The 19,194-nt window shown below is 34.6% G+C and carries 23 protein-coding genes and 1 pseudogene; 23 read left to right on the top strand and 1 reads right to left on the bottom strand.

The annotated features are described in order from the left end of the window. The first annotated feature begins 74 nt into the window (after positions 1-74). From feoB to DXB43_RS09770, 3 genes are read left to right on the top strand one after another with little or no spacing between them, the layout of a single operon-like run. The gene (gene feoB / locus DXB43_RS09780) at positions 75-2,240 is read left to right on the top strand and encodes a ferrous iron transport protein B (protein WP_117842057.1); all 2,166 of its coding nucleotides are present in this window, start codon (positions 75-77) and stop codon (positions 2,238-2,240) included. A 28-nt stretch (positions 2,241-2,268) separates the two neighbouring features. Then, the gene (locus DXB43_RS09775) at positions 2,269-2,406 is read left to right on the top strand and encodes a FeoB-associated Cys-rich membrane protein (RefSeq protein WP_117842056.1); all 138 of its coding nucleotides are present in this window, start codon (positions 2,269-2,271) and stop codon (positions 2,404-2,406) included. An 18-nt stretch (positions 2,407-2,424) separates the two neighbouring features. Then, positions 2,425-2,697: a Fur family transcriptional regulator gene (locus DXB43_RS09770; RefSeq protein WP_117842055.1), complete on the top strand. Its 273-nt coding sequence runs from the start codon at positions 2,425-2,427 to the stop codon at positions 2,695-2,697. Between the two features lie 82 nt (positions 2,698-2,779). On the opposite strand, the gene DXB43_RS09765 is transcribed toward DXB43_RS09770, so the two are convergent. Next, positions 2,780-3,883 carry a CPBP family glutamic-type intramembrane protease gene (locus DXB43_RS09765; RefSeq protein ID WP_117842054.1) on the bottom strand — a complete coding sequence of 368 codons (1,104 nt, stop codon included), beginning with the start codon at positions 3,881-3,883 and terminating at the stop codon, positions 2,780-2,782. 390 nt (positions 3,884-4,273) lie between these two features. On the opposite strand from DXB43_RS09765, the gene DXB43_RS09760 reads away from it, so the two are divergent. The 20 genes and pseudogenes from DXB43_RS09760 to DXB43_RS09675 all read left to right on the top strand — a co-directional run bounded on the left by DXB43_RS09760 (position 4,274) and on the right by DXB43_RS09675 (position 19,100). Further along, entirely contained in the window at positions 4,274-4,981 is a 708-nt protein-coding gene (locus DXB43_RS09760) for a hypothetical protein (RefSeq protein ID WP_117842053.1), read from the top strand. A gap of 50 nt (positions 4,982-5,031) precedes the next feature. Beyond that, positions 5,032-6,054 (top strand): hypothetical protein, encoded by a 1,023-nt coding sequence (locus tag DXB43_RS09755; RefSeq protein WP_117842052.1) that lies wholly within the window; start codon positions 5,032-5,034, stop codon positions 6,052-6,054. 17 nt (positions 6,055-6,071) lie between these two features. Continuing rightward, positions 6,072-6,782: a hypothetical protein gene (locus tag DXB43_RS09750; RefSeq protein WP_117947451.1), complete on the top strand. Its 711-nt coding sequence runs from the start codon at positions 6,072-6,074 to the stop codon at positions 6,780-6,782. 40 nt (positions 6,783-6,822) lie between these two features. After that, complete coding sequence (locus DXB43_RS09745; protein ID WP_117842050.1) at positions 6,823-7,515, top strand: hypothetical protein; 693 nt, start codon at positions 6,823-6,825, stop codon at positions 7,513-7,515. Positions 7,516-7,607: 92 nt separating this feature from the next. After that, positions 7,608-8,309 (top strand): hypothetical protein, encoded by a 702-nt coding sequence (locus DXB43_RS09740; RefSeq protein ID WP_117842049.1) that lies wholly within the window; start codon positions 7,608-7,610, stop codon positions 8,307-8,309. A 48-nt stretch (positions 8,310-8,357) separates the two neighbouring features. Continuing rightward, the gene (locus tag DXB43_RS09735; protein WP_117842048.1) at positions 8,358-9,068 is read left to right on the top strand and encodes a hypothetical protein; all 711 of its coding nucleotides are present in this window, start codon (positions 8,358-8,360) and stop codon (positions 9,066-9,068) included. A 63-nt stretch (positions 9,069-9,131) separates the two neighbouring features. Next, positions 9,132-9,830 carry a hypothetical protein gene (locus DXB43_RS09730; protein ID WP_117842047.1) on the top strand — a complete coding sequence of 233 codons (699 nt, stop codon included), beginning with the start codon at positions 9,132-9,134 and terminating at the stop codon, positions 9,828-9,830. Positions 9,831-10,361: 531 nt separating this feature from the next. Continuing rightward, positions 10,362-10,535 (top strand): annotated as a pseudogene (locus DXB43_RS15915) (RHS repeat-associated core domain-containing protein); the annotation flags it as partial. A 33-nt stretch (positions 10,536-10,568) separates the two neighbouring features. Beyond that, a complete protein-coding gene (locus tag DXB43_RS09725; protein WP_243006036.1) occupies positions 10,569-11,291 on the top strand; it encodes a hypothetical protein in 723 nt (240 codons plus the stop codon). 161 nt (positions 11,292-11,452) lie between these two features. Then, positions 11,453-11,875, top strand: coding sequence for a hypothetical protein (locus tag DXB43_RS09720; protein WP_147339152.1), 423 nt, complete (start codon positions 11,453-11,455; stop codon positions 11,873-11,875). A 50-nt stretch (positions 11,876-11,925) separates the two neighbouring features. Beyond that, the gene (locus DXB43_RS09715; protein ID WP_117947450.1) at positions 11,926-12,564 is read left to right on the top strand and encodes a hypothetical protein; all 639 of its coding nucleotides are present in this window, start codon (positions 11,926-11,928) and stop codon (positions 12,562-12,564) included. 31 nt (positions 12,565-12,595) lie between these two features. Beyond that, a complete protein-coding gene (locus tag DXB43_RS09710) occupies positions 12,596-13,063 on the top strand; it encodes a hypothetical protein (protein WP_117842043.1) in 468 nt (155 codons plus the stop codon). Positions 13,064-13,240: 177 nt separating this feature from the next. Next, a complete protein-coding gene (locus tag DXB43_RS09705; protein ID WP_117842042.1) occupies positions 13,241-14,614 on the top strand; it encodes a hypothetical protein in 1,374 nt (457 codons plus the stop codon). 44 nt (positions 14,615-14,658) lie between these two features. Further along, a complete protein-coding gene (locus DXB43_RS09700) occupies positions 14,659-15,081 on the top strand; it encodes a hypothetical protein (RefSeq protein WP_147343685.1) in 423 nt (140 codons plus the stop codon). A gap of 31 nt (positions 15,082-15,112) precedes the next feature. Continuing rightward, positions 15,113-15,277 (top strand): hypothetical protein, encoded by a 165-nt coding sequence (locus DXB43_RS15135; RefSeq protein WP_158565926.1) that lies wholly within the window; start codon positions 15,113-15,115, stop codon positions 15,275-15,277. Between the two features lie 93 nt (positions 15,278-15,370). Beyond that, positions 15,371-16,009: a hypothetical protein gene (locus DXB43_RS09695; protein ID WP_117842040.1), complete on the top strand. Its 639-nt coding sequence runs from the start codon at positions 15,371-15,373 to the stop codon at positions 16,007-16,009. A 100-nt stretch (positions 16,010-16,109) separates the two neighbouring features. Further along, positions 16,110-16,745: a hypothetical protein gene (locus DXB43_RS09690; RefSeq protein ID WP_117842039.1), complete on the top strand. Its 636-nt coding sequence runs from the start codon at positions 16,110-16,112 to the stop codon at positions 16,743-16,745. 11 nt (positions 16,746-16,756) lie between these two features. Then, positions 16,757-17,149: a hypothetical protein gene (locus tag DXB43_RS09685; RefSeq protein ID WP_117947449.1), complete on the top strand. Its 393-nt coding sequence runs from the start codon at positions 16,757-16,759 to the stop codon at positions 17,147-17,149. 13 nt (positions 17,150-17,162) lie between these two features. After that, the gene (locus DXB43_RS09680; RefSeq protein WP_117842038.1) at positions 17,163-17,675 is read left to right on the top strand and encodes a hypothetical protein; all 513 of its coding nucleotides are present in this window, start codon (positions 17,163-17,165) and stop codon (positions 17,673-17,675) included. Between the two features lie 24 nt (positions 17,676-17,699). Next, on the top strand, positions 17,700-19,100 hold the full coding sequence (locus tag DXB43_RS09675; RefSeq protein WP_117842037.1) for an SseB family protein: 1,401 nt from the start codon (positions 17,700-17,702) through the stop codon (positions 19,098-19,100). Positions 19,101-19,194: the final 94 nt, after the last annotated feature.

The following is a 19,194-nucleotide window of genomic DNA, read 5'->3' as shown; positions in this document are numbered from 1 at the left end:
ACTAACAGCATAGAAAGGCTCTATGCAGGAAATTCAAAAATGATAAAAGAAAGAAGAAAAGAGGAGTAAAAAAGATGGCGATTAAAATTGCATTAGCAGGAAATCCCAACAGTGGAAAAACCACATTATTTAATGCTCTGACAGGTTCTAACCAGTTCGTAGGTAACTGGCCGGGCGTAACTGTAGAGAAAAAAGAAGGAAAGTTAAAAGGTCATAAGGATGTAACAATCATGGACTTACCAGGTATCTATTCCTTATCACCATATACACTGGAAGAAGTTGTTGCAAGAAACTACCTGATTAACGAACGTCCGGATGCAATCTTAAATATTGTAGATGGAACAAATATTGAAAGAAACCTTTATCTTTCTACACAGTTAATGGAACTGGGAATTCCGGTTATCATGGCTGTAAACATGATGGACTTGGTAAAGAAATCCGGAGACCAGATACATATCGACAAGCTTTCTAAAAAATTAGGATGCGAAGTAGTTGAGATTTCTGCATTAAAAGGAACCGGAATCATGGCTGCAGCAGAGAAGGCAATCGAAGCTGCAAAACAGAAAGCCGGAGCTCCGGTACATGAGTTCTCGAAAGAAGCGGAGGACATCATCCGCAAAGCAGAAGAAAAATTAGGAAGTGACATTCCGGAAGAACAGAAACGTTTCTTCGCAATCAAACTTCTTGAGAAAGATGATAAGATTGCAGAGCAGATGAAACAGAAAGCAGATGTATCTGCAGAAATCAAAGAAATGGAAGATGTATTTGATGATGATACCGAAAGTATTATCACAAATGAAAGATATGTATATATTTCAAGCATTATTGGTGAGTGTATTACCAAGAATGGCAAGAAAGCACTTTCTACTTCCGATAAGATTGACCGTATCGTAACAAACCGCTGGCTGGCACTGCCAATCTTCGCAGTAGTTATGTGGATTGTATATTATGTATCTGTAACAACAGTAGGTTCCATTTTAACAGACTGGACCAATGATACTCTCTTTGGTGAGTGGATTATCCCGGCAGCACAGAACTTCTTTGAAAATATCGGATGTGCAGACTGGCTGACAGGTCTTATCGTAGATGGTATTATCTCCGGTGTTGGTGCGGTTCTCGGATTCGTACCGCAGATGCTGGTATTATTTATCTTCCTGGCATTCTTAGAGTCCTGCGGTTATATGGCTCGTGTCGCATTTATCATGGACCGTATCTTCCGTAAATTCGGTCTTTCCGGAAAATCATTTATCCCGATGTTAATCGGTAGTGGTTGTGGTGTTCCTGGAGTTATGGCATCCAGAACCATTGAAAATGACAGAGACCGTAAGATGACAATCATGACAACAACATTTATCCCATGTGGAGCAAAACTTCCAATCATTGCATTGATCGCAGGTGCATTATTTGATGGAGCTTCCTGGGTAGCACCAAGTGCATATTTCGTTGGTATCGCAGCAATCATCTGCTCCGGTATTATCTTAAAGAAAACAAAGATGTTCGCTGGAGATCCGGCACCATTCGTTATGGAGTTACCGGCATATCACTGGCCAACAGTTGGAAATGTATTAAGAAGCATGTGGGAGAGAGGCTGGTCCTTTATTAAGAAGGCTGGTACCATCATCCTCTTATCAACTATCGTAGTCTGGTTCTTAATGAACTTTGGATGGACAGACGGAAGCTTCGGAATGTTAAGCTTCGACGGACTGGAAGGAACCGCTCTGGAAGCAGCTCAGGCAGAATGTATCTTAGCTAAGATTGGTAATGCAGTTGCATGGATTTTCGCACCTCTTGGATGGGGCAACTGGAAGATGACCGTTGCAGCAATTACCGGATTAATCGCAAAAGAGAACGTAGTAGGAACAATCGGACAGTTATTCGGATTTGCAGAAGTTGCAGAAGACGGAGCGGAAATCTGGGGTAACCTTGCAAGCAGCATGACTGCACTTGCAGCATATTCTTACTTAGTATTCAACTTACTGTGTGCACCATGTTTCGCAGCAATGGGAGCAATCAAACGTGAGATGAACAATACAAAATGGTTCTGGTTCGCAATCGGATATCAGTGCATTCTTGCATATGTTGTATCCTTATGTATCTTCCAGATTGGTTCTTTGATTACAGCAGGAACATTTGGTGTTGGAACAGTAGTAGCATTCCTTTTAATCATCGGATTCATTTATCTTCTGTTCCGTCCTTATAAGGAAAGCCAGACCTTAAATGTAACAGTAAAAGCAAAATAATTCGCCATAACAGAAAGGAGTGATTACGGTGGGTACAGTTATTGTAGGAGCTGTAGTTGTAGCAATCGTTGCACTTATAATTCGAAGCATGGTTAAAGACAAAAAGGCAGGAAAATCACTGCAGTGTGGTGTGAACTGCAAGCACTGTGATGGACATTGCCATTAATCTAGATTGGAGGCAGGCATGACGCAGACGACACAGACCAGAGACAAGATAATTAAGATGCTGAAAGACCGGGGATGCCGGATGACAAAGCAGCGTCGTATCCTTTTGGATATTATCTTAGAAGATAACTGCTCCAGTTGTAAGGAAATTTATTACAGAGCGTCCAAGAAAGACAAAAGCATTGGAACAGCAACCGTATACCGTATGCTCAATGCATTGGAAGAGATTGGCGCAGTTACAAGAAAAAATATAATCGTAGTAAATCTGGATGACAAGGCAGAAGAAGCATAGCCCTCGTATCCGAAAAAATTTAAACAATGTAGACAATGTAGAAGAAAAGCCCGGAGCAATCCGGGCTTTTCATGTTGAACTTTTACATAAACTGCGTCATCATATCACTGGAATAGACCACGCTGAGAAGAACCACAGCAATGGCAGAAAGGATAATTCCTATGATGGAAGTAATCATTCCGGCAGTAGCCATAGAGTTATTATATGGCTTGGCTTTCTTGGAAAGAATTGCTGCAAAAATGCCCACAATACCAAGCCCAATCAGATAGCCGATGCAGGAAAGTACCAGACTGATAATGCCAAGAACAAGAGATACAATGGAAAGCATCTTAGCTTCGTGTTCATCATCATAAATCGGAACGTTGTTGTAGAGCATCTCTAAGCGGATGCGTCTGGATTTACGCAGCATGACAAACATCGGAATCGCCAGCATGATAAATGACAGGGAATTAATTGCGGAGAAAGTATTGATCTGGGACACAATATTTCCAGCATCGAAAATTCCGGTGGAAAGCAGGCTGGCAAAATCAACAAGGGCATGGAAAATGACAAGCATCCAGAAATTGCGGGTAGATGCATATATCGTACAGAATAAAATACCCATCAAAGCAGCAGAGATAACCTGAATCAGCGCACTTGTAAATTTCACTCCGGAAAGGATATTTACAAAATGCATCAGACCAAAGAGGACGCCGCCTAAAACAATGGCACCGGTAATTCCTTTTCTTGTTTTTGGAAAACTGTTCAGTAACAGATTAAAAATGACACCTCGGAAGACCAGTTCTTCTACCAGTCCAACCAGAAAAATAGCAACTATATAGAATATAATTTCCAAAGCAGGTCTTACATTTCCAACTTTTGACATACCGCAAAGATAAATCTGTGCAATAAGGCTGAACAGACAGTAAACCACAAAGAAACCGCCGGTATATAAACTTCTGAGCCAGCCGGCAACATTTTCCGTAAAGATGCGGGTATAACCAATCACAAGGGTTATAATCAGGAAAACAATCAGAATGATAAATTCTGCGATTGCCTGAAGCAGGTAGTCGTTTTGTTCATTTAATCCCGGAATTTTTCCTAAAACAAAGCCAAGCCCCAACAATAACCCGGTAAAAAGAATAACCGCTACAATAGACAGCACAATTCCAACGGGTGCTGACAGATTTTTAAATTTTTCTTTCATTGTAAAATACCTCTCCTTAGTAAATGAATCAAATATGCGTCCATTATAGCATATATTTCCGGAAGTACATAATGAAATGTAAAAGTTATATAATTCGCTTTTGTGAAAATTATACAAATACAATAGTGTGTTTTATCTAAAATGCTAATTGACAGAAAAAAGTAAAATGTTTAAGCTATTAAGTGATTGTTGAGTAAACAATGGGAGTGTGGGCTATGAAAATAACACTTACATCTTTTATAGAATAAGGAAGTTCATATATGTCGGAATTCTCCGGCAAGTATCCCAAATAATTTATAAAACAATTTAATATAACATAATTGCAAAAATAAGTTGGGAGGATTGCCTGTAAAAAACAGGCAGTTCTTCTGATAAAAGAGGAGCTTAAACATGAAGAAAAGTAATGTGGCAGGGTTAATTGTTATAGCATTATTTGTAATCGGAATAGCTGTTGCATTGATGCAGTATAAAAGAGAACAGACATATTCGGATGAACAGAAAAATGTTCTGGCGTCAGAAAAAGTAGTATTGAGTGCAGATGAGAATTTGTTTGGAATGACAACAACAGATGCACCGGAAAATTATGATATTATCAAGGATTATTATGAGAATTATGATAACGCAGGATTGGAAAAGTATGTTATTCCAATTGCGTTTATGGATGAAGAATCATACATATTTGGAATAAGAGAAACAAAGTATTGCCAGTATGTTTATATAGATGATAGTCAGGATATAGTAGTAGAAATGACTAAGGAGCAAAGGGAAAAATGGATAAGTAAGTTAAAAGAAAAAATAGATGATATATTACAGCAACAAAAAGAAAGTAAAGTATACAATTTTAATTTTGAGAAAGATTATAAAACTTTGCAAATTGATGTTACAAAAGAAGTATTAGACCAAGAGAAAATGACTTCTTTTATGTCTTATCTTACAGCATTGTTATATCATTCGGAGATATATCAGGTCCTTAATGGAAATACAGATTGGGCAGTTCAGGTTATTACAGAGGATTGGGACACCGGAAAAGAATTAATTAATATAGAATATCCGGATGAAGGATTCCGTTTATCGGATGAAAATTGGGAAAATATATAAATTGCTTAGTATGATATTAAGAATGTTTTGATATAAGAGGAAAGAAAAATATGACGAGAGATTTTTCGCCAGGGGCAAAAGAACTGTTAATGCAAATTTTTTCAGATGTGCAGCAGGTTGATACCAGATATATCGGAACAGTTGCAGGACTGGTAACAGCAGGAAATGCAATAATTACATATTTTACAGATTTAGCAGATAATATTAATCCGAATGGTGGAAATCTTGATATAGAAAAATTAAGAACAACACTGGAGGCTGACAGGGAACGATTAGACCAGATGCAGCAGAGTGTTGTAAGAAATTTAATGAAAGATGGAAAGGCAGAAGAAGCAGCAGAGTATATTATTTCCGTTTCAAGATTAAATCTGACGTATGATGAATTTGAAGCACTTTCTAAAAAGGAGCAATTAGAGTATATAAACCGTATTGCAGCATGGGTACTATCAATCATTCCGGAAGTAGAATTAGAGGATGGATTATATGAGGTTACAGTTCCACTAGGGGTAGATATGACGGCAACCTATTGTGTCAGCGTGAAGGGAACAACAAATTTTGGAAACCAATCAACGATTAACTTTGCAATAGAGAAACAACAGATAATGCTACAGTCTTTTAAAATATCAAGTGAATATTTGTTTGATAATAAACTTTCAGTAGCAGGAGAATTGAGCGAAGATGGTGAGGCTTCAGTTTCAATTATTGCAACCGAAGGAAATATGGAAGTGTCATTAGGACATGGTATATCACTAGGAACATCAAGTGTGAAGTATGAAATTGAAAAAACTCTTGAAGATAATGTAAAAGTAGCTTCATCTATTGAAGTAAAAAAAGCAAACAATACAGAAATGCCAGAATGGGAGGCAATTCCAATAACGGTAAAAGAAACAGCTATGGAAAGGAATCCTATACCAGAACATGAGTATCAGATAGATGGAGAAAAGGTTCGCGATTTAGCTATAGTTTTAGGAATAGCATATGGCTTGTATTTTTTGACAAAATGGGCAGTTGCAGTGGCATTTATGGCACCCACGGGTGGAGCGTCAATAATGGGGGCTTTGGTAGCTCCATAAGGATTAGGAAAAGAAAAATGAAAAAGAAAAACATAGTAAGAATAATCATTATAGTATTATTTGTAATCGGAATAGCTGCAGCGCTGATGCAGTATAAAAGAGAACAGACAGCATTGGAACAGCCAAAGGTTGGGGAAGAACCGGAGACAGTAGTATTAAGTACGGATGAGAATCCGTTCGGAGTAGAAATAAAAAAGATAAATGAAAATTATTACCTGACAAGGGATTATTATAAAAATTACGATGATACAGGATTGGAAGAATTTAAAATAACAGGGATTTTTACAAATGAAAGAGAATATATCGTAGAATTGCGGAAATCAGGATATTGCAAGTATGCCTGGCTAGATGAAGAAGAGCAAGTAGTATATATTGAGATGACTCAAAAGCAAAAAGAAGAATGGATTGACAGAGCCATAGATGAAATTGATAAAGAGTTGAATTCACTGGAAAGCGAAGAGCTATATAAATTTACAGTTGAAGATGATTATACAGTTATCAAGTTGGATATAGACCAAAGTGCATTGATTGATGAAATGGGAGAAGCACTAATAGTATTAATTTATGATTCTGAACTATATCAGATTTTTAATGGCAATGAGAATTGGTCGATTCATATTATGGTAAATGATATGGAGACACAGAAAGAGATGATGAATATTCAATTTCCAAAAGAAAAATTTCGTCTATCACCAGATATGTGGGAAAAAGTAAAAACAAACGAATGATAAGGAACATATATTTTGAAAATATAGAAGGAAAAGAAAAATGAAAAAGAAAAACATAGTAGGGATAATTATTATAGCATTATTTGTAATCGGAATAGCTGCAGCATTGATGCAGTATAAAAGGGAACAGACAGCATTGGAACAGCCAGAGGTCAGGGAAGAACCGGAGACAGTAGTATTAAGTGCGGATGAGAATCCGTTCGGAGTAGAGATAAAAAAGATAAATGAAAATTATGACCTGACAAAAAATTATTATAAAAATTATGATAATAAGGGATTGGAGAAATTTGTTATACCTAATATTGCAATAGATGAAAGGACATATATTGCCGAGTTAAGGGAATCAGGATATTGTCAATATGGTTATATAGATGAGGAAGATAATATAATAGCAGAAATGACAGAGCAGCAGAAAGAAGATTGGATTGGCAATACAGAGGCGGTTATTCATAAAACAGTATTATCGGCTGATGGAGAAGATTTGTATAAATTTGCTGTATCAGAGAATTATACGATGATTGAAGCTGATGTATCAATTAATGCACATGCTACGAAAGTTATGGATAATATAATGCGTTTGCTGGAGGAGATTGAAATATATCAGATACTTAATGGAAACGATAATTGGACAGTTAATATAGTGACAAAAGATTTTGAAACGGGGCGAGAACTTTCTAATATCAATTTCCCTAAGGAAGAATGGAATTTGTCAGCAGAAATGTGGGATGAATAAAATAAAATGCAGTAACAGAATAATCTTAGTTTATTAAAGATAAGCGAAAGGTTTGAAATATAACAATTATATACTTTAGAAGGAAAAGAAGAATGAAAAAGAAAAACATAGTAGGAATAATCATTATAGTATTATTTGTAATCGGAATAGCTGCAGCGCTGATGCAGTATAAAAGAGAACAGACAGCATTGGAACAGCCAAAGGTTGGGGAAGAACCGGAGACAGTAGTATTAAGTGCGGATGAGAATCCGTTCGGAGTAGAGATAAAAAAGATAAATGAAAATTATGATCTGACAAAAAATTATTATAAAAATTATGATAATAATGGATTGGAGAAATTTGTTATACCTAATATTGCAATAGATGAAAGGACATATATTGCCGAGTTAAGGGAATCAGGATATTGTCAATATGGTTATATAGATGAGGGAGATAATATAATAGCAGAAATGACAGAGCAGCAGAAAGAAGATTGGCTTAATTATACAGTAAATGATATCAATAGAATTATAGGACAAGGTGAAGAAGGTTTTTATAGTTTTAAATTTACTCGTAACTATGAAGAACTTCAATTGGAAATTTCAAAAGAAATACTAAATGGAAAAACAACAACACATACAGCACTCGTTATGTCATTGATATATGATTCTGAAATATATCAGGTATTGAATGGAAAAACAGATTGGGCAATACACATTGTTGGAAAAGATTTAGAAACAGGTGGTGAATTAATGAATATAAATTTCCCGGAAGAGGGATATCATATATCTATTGAAAATTGGGACAATATGTAAAATGGTAATTATTTTATACAAAAGATAGGAAAGTGAAGATACATAATAATGAAAAAGAAAAATGTAGTGGGGATAATCATTATAGCATTGTTTGCAATTGGAATAGTGGCTGCACTGATAGTATATAAAAAGATGCAGATGGTGCCGGAAAAATCACAGGTCGGGGAAGAACCGGAGACAGTAGTATTAAGTGCAGATGAGAATCCGTTTGGAATAGAGATAAAAAAGATAAATGAAGACTATGATTTGACAAGAAATTATTATAAAGATTATGACAATACAGGACTACAAAAGTATATCATTCCAGTTATTTTTACAGATAAAAGGACGTATATTGCCGAGATGAGAGAATCCGGATATTGCCAATATGGATATGAAAGTAAAGAAGAGGGACTGGTTGCAGAGATAACAGAGCAGCAGCGAAAAAATTGGCTGGAATTGACAGAAAAAGATATGAAACGGGTAATAGAGCAAAGTCAGGATGAAGAGCTATATCGTTTTAATATTAGTGATGATTGTAAAACGCTATATATGGAAGTGTCAAAAGAAATATTAAACCATCAAAATATCGCCACGATACATTCGGGTTTACTTATGACATTAACATATGATTCAGAAATATATCAGGTGCTGAATGGAAACAAAGACTGGTCATTACAGATTATCGTAACTGATATGGAAACAGGAAAGGAATTGGAAAATATAAAATTCCCAGATGAGGATTATAACTTATCAATTGAAACCTGGGACAACTTGTAAAAATAGGTGGAGTATCAATAGCAACTTCAGTGGTATTATCATAAGAAAGTGGAGAAAATAAGAATGAAGAAGAAAAACATAGCAGGAATTATAGTAATAGCCATATTGGTAATAGGAATTGTGGCAGCACTTGTAATACATAAAAGGGTGCAGACAGTACCGGAAAAAACAGAAACAGGAGAAGAAGAGGATACAATTATATTAAGTGCAGATGAAAATCCGTTTGGAATGGAAATAAAAAAAATAAATGAAAATTATGATTTGACGAAGAATTATTACAAAAATTACGATAACACAGGATTACAGAAATTTGAAATTACAGCTATATATACGAATGCAACAGATTTTATAAAAGAAATACGTGGAGCAACTGAGTATTGCCAGTATATATATTTGGATGAAGAAAAGAACATTATTATAGAGTTGAATGAAAAACAAAAGGAAAAATGGATAAAGAAAGCCGAAGAAAATATTAGTAATGAATTAGAAAAAACAGATGAAGATGAATTGTATAAAATATCGGTTTCGGATGATTATACCGAAGTTAATTGTCAGGTAGCTCAGAAGGCAAACGGACTTACATTTACGGCAGAACTAATGATTATATTTTTTAATTTAGAAATGTATCAGATATTAAATGGGAATGCAGAGTGGTCAATTCATGTTGTTGCAAAGGATTTATCTACAGGAGGAGAGTTGGTAAACATTGATTATCCGAAAGAGGTGTTTTCTATAACAGAAGAAACCTGGGACAACCTGTAAAAAATGAAATTGAATGGGAGAGAAAAATATGATGAGAGATTTTTCACCAGGGGCAAAAGAACTGTTAATGCAATATGTTGATGATGTTATTGCTTCCGGTGTATGGGAAACAATTGGGAATGGAAAAGGAGAGTTTAATTAGGCGGGACAGGACTGGTTGAGCAAACTTGGTATTTCAGACTATTTGGATAATATGGAAGGATATTATCAGAATATTATAAGCAAGCATTCTACAACAAAAGAAGAGATTGAGCAAATTTTTTCAGATGTACAGCAAGTTGATACCAGATATATCGGAACAGTTGCCGGACTGGTAACGGCAGGAAATGCAATAATTACATATTTTACAGACTTAGCAGATAATATTAATCCGAATGGTGGAAATCTTGATATAGAAAAATTAAGAACAACACTGGAGGCTGACAGGGAACGATTAGACCAAATGCAGCAGAGTGTTGTAAGAAATTTAATTAAAGATGGAAAGGCAGAAGAAGCGAGGAGGTCTACGGATTTGACGAATTTGGTAATGATATCAGGACGGCAAAAGATATCTTTAAAGATTCTTTACAAAGCTTCGGATTTACCGGTTATCAGATGGACAGCGTTGGTGTACTATACTTTGCACAGGCAAGACGATATGATGCTGGAGTTGGCAGATTTATCAGTGAAGACTTTATAAAGGGACATATTGCTGCACCATATACAATGAACCATTATAACTATTGCTGGAACAGACCGTTGGATTTGGTTGATTTGAATGGAATGGCACCAGTAATGAATATAGTAGACGAGTTTAATAATATAGGAAAAAGTAAGTCGGAAGAAAAAAGCTTGATAGATTTTCCTGACGAATTTTTGGGTGGAATGAACAAAGAGGAGAATTCAATTCCAGAGGAGTATGATATTAAGAAAATATTAGAAATCCCGATGAATGAAATCAATGAGCAGGAAAAAGCAAGTAATAATGATAATGAGAGTAATAATACGAATAAAAATGCTGATAGTGAAAAAGATATTCCAATTGGTGTGCTGGGATTATCAGGAAGTATTGGGGCTGGAGCATATATGAGTGGAAGTGTGCAAGTTGTGTGGGATTTAAATGGTAATATTGCATTACAGGTTTCTGGTGGAACTGGAGCAGAAATCGGTCAATCCGGAAATGGAAGTATTTTTTTTGGGGTGTACAAGGCACAGGCAATAAGTGAATTGAATGGTTATGGGTTAGAGGAAGGTGGAACAATAGGTGAAGGTTTAATCATTGGCGGAGGCGCATGGCAAGCGTGTGATGATAATGGAGATGTAAAACATAATGGAGGATATATAAGTGTTGGACTAGGGGAAGAGGGTACTTTGGCATCTGGTCATGTAACTATGTCTAACACTTGGACAGTCTGTTCAGGTAATATATTTGAATGGTGGAATAGTTTGTGGGAAGGAGAAGAACAAGGATGCTTAGAATAAAAAACAGGAAAGAGCAACTCATGAAAAGATTTCGTTGTTTTTCAATAGAAATAGCAATTTTTTGGACAATTATTTTAATATATACTTTAATAAGTAAACATTATGTGCAGTATTATCAGATACATTTGTCACAGGTTGCTGCAAGCATACCGAAGGAATATATGAATAGTGAAGAGTCTGAGCGTTACAAAACGGATAATGAATTTCTGATACAATCAAAGGAAAACACCTATATGATTTATGGAATTGAATTGTCCAATGTTGATGAAAGCAGCTTGATAACTTTCCTGGATGAAGAGGATTTAAAAAAGTTAAAGTCAGCAAATTCATTCAGTCAGATATTAGAGGGAATCCAGGATGGAGTAGGATTCCTGTGGGGAGATGTGACCGCAGGAAATACGGAGAAACCATCTTATATAATTTATTATTTCTCTTCGGTAGAAAAAGGGCAGGATGAAGATTATCAGGTATACATTATGTTTTATATAAAGGGAGACTTGAAATATATGGAGATATGTATAATGGATGAAGAGCATGCTTTATCAGAAAAACAGAAAGAACATATGGAATTGTTTACCAGATGATGTTAAAAGGTGACTTGGTCAGTTGCAGACTTCAATATGGAGATGAGGCTATGGTGAAAAAGGGCAAAGCAATTTTAAAACAAACAGGAGCAGGAATTTTTTCATATGTTTTGTTCTGTTTAGGTGGAGCATATGAGAGTTATTATCGTGGAGCCAATATGGGCTTTACAGCATGTATAGCAGTGTGTGTAATAGCTTTTATTATTTTGGGGGCAGTAGTTTCATTTATAAGAAAAGAATATGATTATAGAAAATACAATGCACATATATGTTTATTTATTTCGCTGGGACTTTTGATACAAATAATGGTGCAGGGAAATTTGCCGCCTGAAAAAAGCACAGCAATTTGTATTATAAGTTATGTGATTTCTATAATATTGGGAATTTGGGGGGCATTATTAACAACTGGAAAAATAGTAATAAAAAATAAAAATGTAAGAAGTACGTTAAAAATTATAGAAACAATGAGTTTATTTTTATTAACGTGTTTGTGTGTGGTAGGAAGACGATTTTTTGGACGCAGAGGAGCAGTATTATTCAATGCATTAGGAAAACAAAAAAGTTCAGTATTTTTTTTGTGTTGTATTATGATTGTAATGATGGTTGCAGCATTTATAAGTGCATTTGTAAAAGTAGATATAATTGTGAGACCAGACTTTTATAAATCCAGAAATGAAAATAGTAATTAAAACATTACTTTTATAGAATGGGGGAAAAAAGATGGTAAAGAGTAAAAGAAGAGCAAAGGTAGTTATAAGTATTATTGTTCTTATTTTTATAGTATTAGTTATATTTCTTAAAATGAAATACGGTACATATGGATTACATGATTTTAATTGTTTTTTCCGTCAAAGCAAACAGGAAATTTTAGAAAAAGAAGGTGACCCTGTTAGCAGAGAAAAACTATATGGAAACTGCGAGGATATTAAATTTGAAGATATAGAATATACCTTTATTGGAAATTATATGGAAAGTGTTAGAATTACGGATCCTGATATTCGATTTGGAATACTGCAAATTGGGGTAGGCTCATCAAAAAAAGAAGTTATGCTGGCATATGGATTAAAGGAAACTTTAAGTAATGAGGAAGAAAACGAATATGCGGTTCAAAATGGTATTTATTCAACATCATTCTATTTTGATGAAAATGACAGAGTATATAAAATTGCATGTGGAACAGGAGTATAGCGCGGAATGAATTCAAGGGAGAAGAACAAGGATGTTTAGAGTGAAATATATGGAGATATGTATAATGGATGAAGAGCATGCTTTATCAGAAAAACAGAAAGAACATATGGAATTGTTTACCCGCTGATAAAGAAAAATGCAAATACATTAGGACAAGCGGCAAGGGGATGAATGGAGATGGCAACATATTATGCTTTTGTTATTTATTGTATGGAAGTGATTGCTCTTTTAGGATGGATAATAATTTTATGTAAAGCCAATGGCGGAATTATATTTGAAGTGCAAACTTTTCGAAATAGTCAAAAAGAGATAGAGGTATCACCAAGAGGAGTCAGAATTTTTTCTAAGTGGGTTGGAGGAATATCCGGGATAATTATGATTGGCATTTTGGGAAAGGTGATTATGCCGGACATTCTATGGATACCGAATATATTGAAAGAAAAGTCTGCTGCAATGCCAAAAGAATCTGCTATGCTTACGGGAGTGATATTTTCGAATTATAAAGGAAAAATAGCATTTATTTGGATAGTAATTATTATTATGTTATTTGTTATGATAGAAAAAAGGGTGTTACGAACATTAACAAAAAGAGTGAAGGAAAAGAAAGAGTATACCGAAATCTATTTATGGGGAAGGGAATACTCAATTTTGCTTTTGCTGCAGGCATTTGTAACATCTGTATGTTTGCTTATATTGGTAGGCTGCCTTACAGGGGGCTATACAAAATCTGTTGAGAAAATATGGAAAGTTTCTGTATGGGTTGCGTATGTTCTGGTATTCATTAACGGAATGTATGCACACCAGAAATTATTCATTTTTAAGAATGGAATTGTTACATATCATAAGTATCGAAAAGAAAATTTTGGTATAAAAGAAGATTTGGAAATTGTTATAGAAAAAAGTAATAGAGTACAAGTCAAATTTAAGGGGAAAGAAATATCGATATTAGAATGTACAGCAAATTCAAAAAGAGAATTAGTAAATGTGCAGGAAATGCTGTTGGCAAGCAGAAAAGAGCGTATAGAAGAAATTGGAACAGATGCGAAAGTGGCTGCAGAAAAGGAGAATGATACAGTTGATGAAACGAAAAAGCCAGAGCGAAAAATAGATTTTACTAGTCTCCCAAATAACGGCAAAGTGCAAGTAGCAAAAGAGCGATTTATGATATACGAAGAAAAAAACAATAAGAAGATACTTTATTTATGTAAGGGAACTGAGAATTGGTATATAAAGAGTGCAAAATGGAGTATAGAGAGTAATGGTAATACTTTAAATATTAAGAAAAAAATTACATTTGCTCAAGCATTCTATATCTCCTTTATGACAGGTTATATTATAATTGCGGTATTGGCAATGATGTTGGGGATAGTTGCACTTTTTAGTCAGGATATGGTTTTTACGGAGAAAGCATTATTTGTTTGTATGGCTTTAGTAATGGATTCTTTGTGTATTTTTTTATGCTATATAGTGAATAAGACTTTTAATATAGAGCCTATTAAGTATCTATATAAATATTTGGACGATATTCAAAGGGAGTATAAAGGTGTATAAATTCAAGGGAGAAAAATTAAGCAATGCAGAACAGATATATTATTATGTTAATAATTACAACAATTGTAATGATTTTAGCATGTAGAGTGAGAAACTGTGATGAGAGATTTAGGAGAATAGTGATTAATGGGAAAATAAGGAATTTGTTTCTATTTCCAGTAGCAGTTTACAATCAAACGACAATTTTTTCCATGGTTGTTTGTGTGAGTTATGAAATGCTAATTGGTGTGGCATTATTTTCTATCTATTTGCTTAATGCAAAAGCATCAACGGTATGCTTTTTTTGGGGAGCTTTTCAAATATTTTTTGCATGTGTGGCTGCGACAGTGGAATGCTTTGCAGAGTGGAAAAAACAAGAAGAAATGAAAGAAAAAATCAAATACTTTATATTATCCATTTGTTTTATGATTGCATCCATTGCTTATTTAGTAATGGAAATTTGTGAATATTTAGAGCCGGTAAACTGAAAAATTGCATGCGGAGAGGTTAGGAGAACAAATGCAAAAGAGTAAACAAAAAGTGGGCCTTATCTACCAGAAAGATGTAATTGATGAAATAATGGAAAAATACACAGGAAATATATATATTACAAAGTCGCTATATCTAAATTTTAAAAATGAAATAGATGAAAGAGCAGCAACAAAGTCAATACATATTATTTGAATTATGATGAATGGGATGGAAATGTATTTGAAGCACAAACTTCTGTGAATAGTTAGAAGGAGATAGAGGCATCGCCAAGAGGGGCAGGATACAATGGAAAAAATACAGGCTTTTTTAAAGACAAAAAAGAAATACGAAGCTAATTTATGGAATGATCAGATAGGATTTTTCCTAATAACAATTATCTTTTTAGGGGTGCAAATATTGAATTCATGGAAGGTATTGGCAGTCTGTACCATAATAGAAATTTGTCTTCTGATTCTTTGTTGGAGGATGGAGAGGAAAAAATATGGAAGTGTATTTTGCAGTTTTGTTCATGGAGAAATTTTAGGGCTGATTTTTTTAGTAGATGGATGGTGCTTTATTGGGTTAATGAGAAAACCAAATAATTATTTAATGATAGGAATAGTGGGAACAATACTGATTGCATTGTGTTATTTTGGACGCTTTTGGTTAGTAAGAAAACGAATACATGACGGATGGTATGAAAACGGAAAGAAAAAAGGATCAAATGGTAAAGAAATTGCCGCATCAGTTGCAATAATGACTTTTATGACACTAAGATTATGCAGAAACCAAACCGGGTCGAAACTGGAAAGCATGGGTCAAAATGAGACATATGCAATTGTAGTTGTACTACTTTTTGCACTTGCAATGTTCACCTCTTTGTGGGTCGATGCTGGTATGATGTATTATTATTTCAGAAAATATGAACGGGTTAATAAAAAGTAGAAACATTTTGCCTTGATAAAAATGACAGAGTATACAAAACTGTAGGTGGAACAAGAGTATAGTTCATTTTAAAATTAGTGATTAGAGCTGGTGAAAACAGATGATGAATAAACAAAAATATTATATTTCAGTAGTATATCACAATGTAATGAGAGGGCTGGCAATATATTGTGGTCTAATTTTAGGAATAATTGTTATATTAAAACTTGCTGGTGACAGATATGGAATTGTGTCAATTCTTGTCCTGCTTGAATACGTAGGGATTGCGTTCTTATTAGTTTATGGAATCGGGTTCTTCATAGATGGATATTACATTCAGGATGAGAAAATAGTTTATTATCATAATTTTAAAAGACGAAAGAAAGATTTATCTGAAGTGAAGTCAGTTATAATATCCAATATCTATCTTTATCGACGAAATTTAAGAGTAAATATATATAAAAATGGCAAATTCGTTCATTGTCCGTGGATAACACTCTTTTTTGAAGAAATTGATGCGGGATTATTGGTTAAAGATAGAAAAGAACTAAATACACTGAAGGTTGAACATCAATTATACAAGAATTGTTCTAAATATGGTTTCATTTATAAAAATAATATGGACAAGTTTTTAATGAATTTTACCGGAGAGGTATATATAGCTAAAACCGTATATTTAAATTTTGAAGAAGAAATGAAGAAATTATTTGGAGCAAAGGTGATATATATTATTTCGGATATGGGAGGAGAGAATTAGAAGAGGAAAAGTTGTTTGGTATTTTTACAAATCAGATAAACATAGTTAAAAGAAATGGAACAGAATATCGATTCTTATATGTATTTACCTGGTTGTGGCATTCTTATGGAGAAATTTCGATTATGGGGTTGATGTATGCGATAGGTGTACAGGTAGTTGATATTATTGGAGTCGTTTTTTATTTATTGATGCCATTAAATAGAGAAATAATATGCATTTATTGGTTAAAGTTTCTTTTGGGAGTTCTGTTTTGGGCTGCTGGAATTGGAATATTTGATATGGCAAAAAATGCAGAAGAGAAAAGAGAAAAAATTCTACTGTATTTTAGTTGTTTTTCAGTTTTAGCTTTTGGAATATGGTATGCATTATATTTAATACTGGCGGATTTTATAGGATTATTTTAGACGAGGTGATAGTATGAAATATTTTTTAATTATATTAATAATTTTAGCATTTGTAATAGGAATTTTTGATTTAAAGTTTATGCTTGAATGTAAGAAAGAGCAGAAAAATAATAAAGCAGAAGCATTTATCTATGTAGGGGATAAAAAAATAATATGGATATTTGGAATTCTGTTTTATATAATTAGCGTTTTGGAATGGGTGATTCTGTTATTTTCATTAGAAATAGCGTCACTATTTCTATTTCTTTTTTGCTGCTGTATGGTTCAACTTGGTTTTGCAACATTTTTGTGTCAGCATTTTACATATTCGGCAGTATTTATAAAGAAAAATGAAGTATTTTACTATGCAGAAAGAAAACTAAAAAATATCCCAATCGGGCAAATCACCGGGGTTAGTGCAATGCCGGGAAATGTGGCATATCTGTTTTTTAATGAAAAAAAGGAAAGACTGTTTGAACTTCAAATGAAAAAAGCTAATGCGAGAAAAATGCTGGAATATATCATAGATAGACAGCAGAACAATTAGAACAACGAAAAGGAGCCGGTTGCAATGGGAATCAGGGAAAAGTTACATCTTTTTAAGAATAAAGATAATGCAGTGGAAAATAGTTCCAAAGAAGCAGCAAGAAAGTGTGTATTAAAAGTACAGGATAAGTTCCGCCTTAGAAATACAGATGATATCGTGGTTGTAGGTGAACTGAAGGGAAAAATACAGGTGGGTGATGCTGTCTACATGAGTAATTTTTCGGATGATGATGGAGAAATACTGGTGACAGTAGTGCTCGGAATAGAAGTTGGACAGGGAAAAACTGTGCGTGAAGCAGAAAACTGTCGGGTAGGATTGAAATTGGAGCAGACTGGAACTTATCCGATAAAATGCGGAACAATGATATATTCAAGAGCGACAACTGTAGAAGAAGTACATGATGCCTATATTTCTGGTCTGGGAGATACTTATGTATCGTCAAAACAACTGGTACTTTCACAGAAAGAACTTGATGAGTTAAGCATTACGGATTGTTCAGAAATCTGGCGTTTGTATGCGTGGTATAAAACGAAAGTAATTCCGGCAAAGGATGATGCTGAAAAAGAAGAAGTCCGAAAGAGGATTGGTGTAATTGCAAAAGCCCTTGTTCAAAAGGTATTGGAAGCACCTGCTATTTATTGCGTATACAGTAAAATCACAGGAGAGCCGGCACTTTTTTCCCAGACAGTAGACCGACAGGATGGCACATATATGTGTACACCACCTGATATCTGGATTCTGACTAAGGCATATAAGGATATGTTTAAAGTCAGATTTCCAGAAGAACGGTATGAAATCAGAGAGATTAAAAACGATGATTCCCATAAGGCAATTTACAATTTCCTTGGATACTGTTTTTATATGAACGGTGCCTGTGGAGTCAAAGTGGTAAATGAAAATACGGCAATAGCAGCACCGGAATTTGTTCCGGAGCCGGACTACAGCAATATACCGGAAATTAGCATTCCGGTTACCAACCCTGACCTGGTAAGATGGATGCTTCTGATTGCCCAGCTTGGACAGCCGGCAACAGACGAGCAGAAACTTATTTACAAATTATATTTTAGATTTCTGTCCATAGAAATGACAAAAGCCAGGTTTATTATTCCAACTAAAACGTCAGAAGATTTTCCGGAGCCGGATGAAAATGGCATGACAGTACTGAAAAAGGATATGCAGATTTCACTTCCGACTATAGAAGGAAAGCACAATAATGCAGCGGTCAGAATGTATACGGACTGGAAGCGGCTGCAGGATGCTATGGGGGATGGCTGGAAAGGAATGGTACAGTCGATAGAAGGAATCATTGACCAGTTTGACTGTGCCATCAATCTGACGGAGCATGAGAAAGCCGGCTGCTATGTAGACAAGGAAATGTTCCGGGAAATGCAGTCCTTTGAGAAAGATTTCCAACAAAATAATTGACAAGAAATGACAAAGAGAGTAATCTATTAACAGAAAAAGTAATTTGATGAATGGGAGTATGAGTTATAAGCGATAGTTAGTACAAATATCACAT

Source organism: Roseburia sp. OM04-10BH, assembly GCF_003462605.1.
Classification (GTDB): Bacteria; Bacillota; Clostridia; order Lachnospirales; family Lachnospiraceae; genus Roseburia_C; species Roseburia_C amylophila.
The sequence above is the reverse complement of the archived record's forward strand: the minus strand, read 5'-3'. Positions and strand labels throughout refer to the sequence as shown.

Excerpts from the sequence above, each read along its gene's own strand:
- DXB43_RS09700 (WP_147343685.1), top strand. The coding sequence starts at position 14,659 with ATGTTAATAATTACAACAATTGTAATGATTTTAGCATGTAGAGTGAGA.
- DXB43_RS09760 (WP_117842053.1), top strand. The coding sequence starts at position 4,274 with ATGAAGAAAAGTAATGTGGCAGGGTTAATTGTTATAGCATTATTTGTA.
- DXB43_RS09740 (WP_117842049.1), top strand. The coding sequence starts at position 7,608 with ATGAAAAAGAAAAACATAGTAGGAATAATCATTATAGTATTATTTGTA.
- DXB43_RS09690 (WP_117842039.1), top strand. The coding sequence starts at position 16,110 with ATGATGAATAAACAAAAATATTATATTTCAGTAGTATATCACAATGTA.
- DXB43_RS09675 (WP_117842037.1), top strand. The coding sequence starts at position 17,700 with ATGGGAATCAGGGAAAAGTTACATCTTTTTAAGAATAAAGATAATGCA.
- DXB43_RS09750 (WP_117947451.1), top strand. The coding sequence starts at position 6,072 with ATGAAAAAGAAAAACATAGTAAGAATAATCATTATAGTATTATTTGTA.
- DXB43_RS09715 (WP_117947450.1), top strand. The coding sequence starts at position 11,926 with ATGGTGAAAAAGGGCAAAGCAATTTTAAAACAAACAGGAGCAGGAATT.
- DXB43_RS09770 (WP_117842055.1), top strand. The coding sequence starts at position 2,425 with ATGACGCAGACGACACAGACCAGAGACAAGATAATTAAGATGCTGAAA.
- DXB43_RS15135 (WP_158565926.1), top strand. The coding sequence starts at position 15,113 with ATGCAAAAGAGTAAACAAAAAGTGGGCCTTATCTACCAGAAAGATGTA.
- feoB (WP_117842057.1), top strand. The coding sequence starts at position 75 with ATGGCGATTAAAATTGCATTAGCAGGAAATCCCAACAGTGGAAAAACC.
- DXB43_RS09680 (WP_117842038.1), top strand. The coding sequence starts at position 17,163 with ATGAAATATTTTTTAATTATATTAATAATTTTAGCATTTGTAATAGGA.
- DXB43_RS09765 (WP_117842054.1), bottom strand. The coding sequence starts at position 3,883 with ATGAAAGAAAAATTTAAAAATCTGTCAGCACCCGTTGGAATTGTGCTG.
- DXB43_RS09695 (WP_117842040.1), top strand. The coding sequence starts at position 15,371 with ATGGAAAAAATACAGGCTTTTTTAAAGACAAAAAAGAAATACGAAGCT.
- DXB43_RS09705 (WP_117842042.1), top strand. The coding sequence starts at position 13,241 with ATGGCAACATATTATGCTTTTGTTATTTATTGTATGGAAGTGATTGCT.
- DXB43_RS09745 (WP_117842050.1), top strand. The coding sequence starts at position 6,823 with ATGAAAAAGAAAAACATAGTAGGGATAATTATTATAGCATTATTTGTA.
- DXB43_RS09735 (WP_117842048.1), top strand. The coding sequence starts at position 8,358 with ATGAAAAAGAAAAATGTAGTGGGGATAATCATTATAGCATTGTTTGCA.
- DXB43_RS09755 (WP_117842052.1), top strand. The coding sequence starts at position 5,032 with ATGACGAGAGATTTTTCGCCAGGGGCAAAAGAACTGTTAATGCAAATT.
- DXB43_RS09730 (WP_117842047.1), top strand. The coding sequence starts at position 9,132 with ATGAAGAAGAAAAACATAGCAGGAATTATAGTAATAGCCATATTGGTA.
- DXB43_RS09710 (WP_117842043.1), top strand. The coding sequence starts at position 12,596 with ATGGTAAAGAGTAAAAGAAGAGCAAAGGTAGTTATAAGTATTATTGTT.
- DXB43_RS09720 (WP_147339152.1), top strand. The coding sequence starts at position 11,453 with ATGAATAGTGAAGAGTCTGAGCGTTACAAAACGGATAATGAATTTCTG.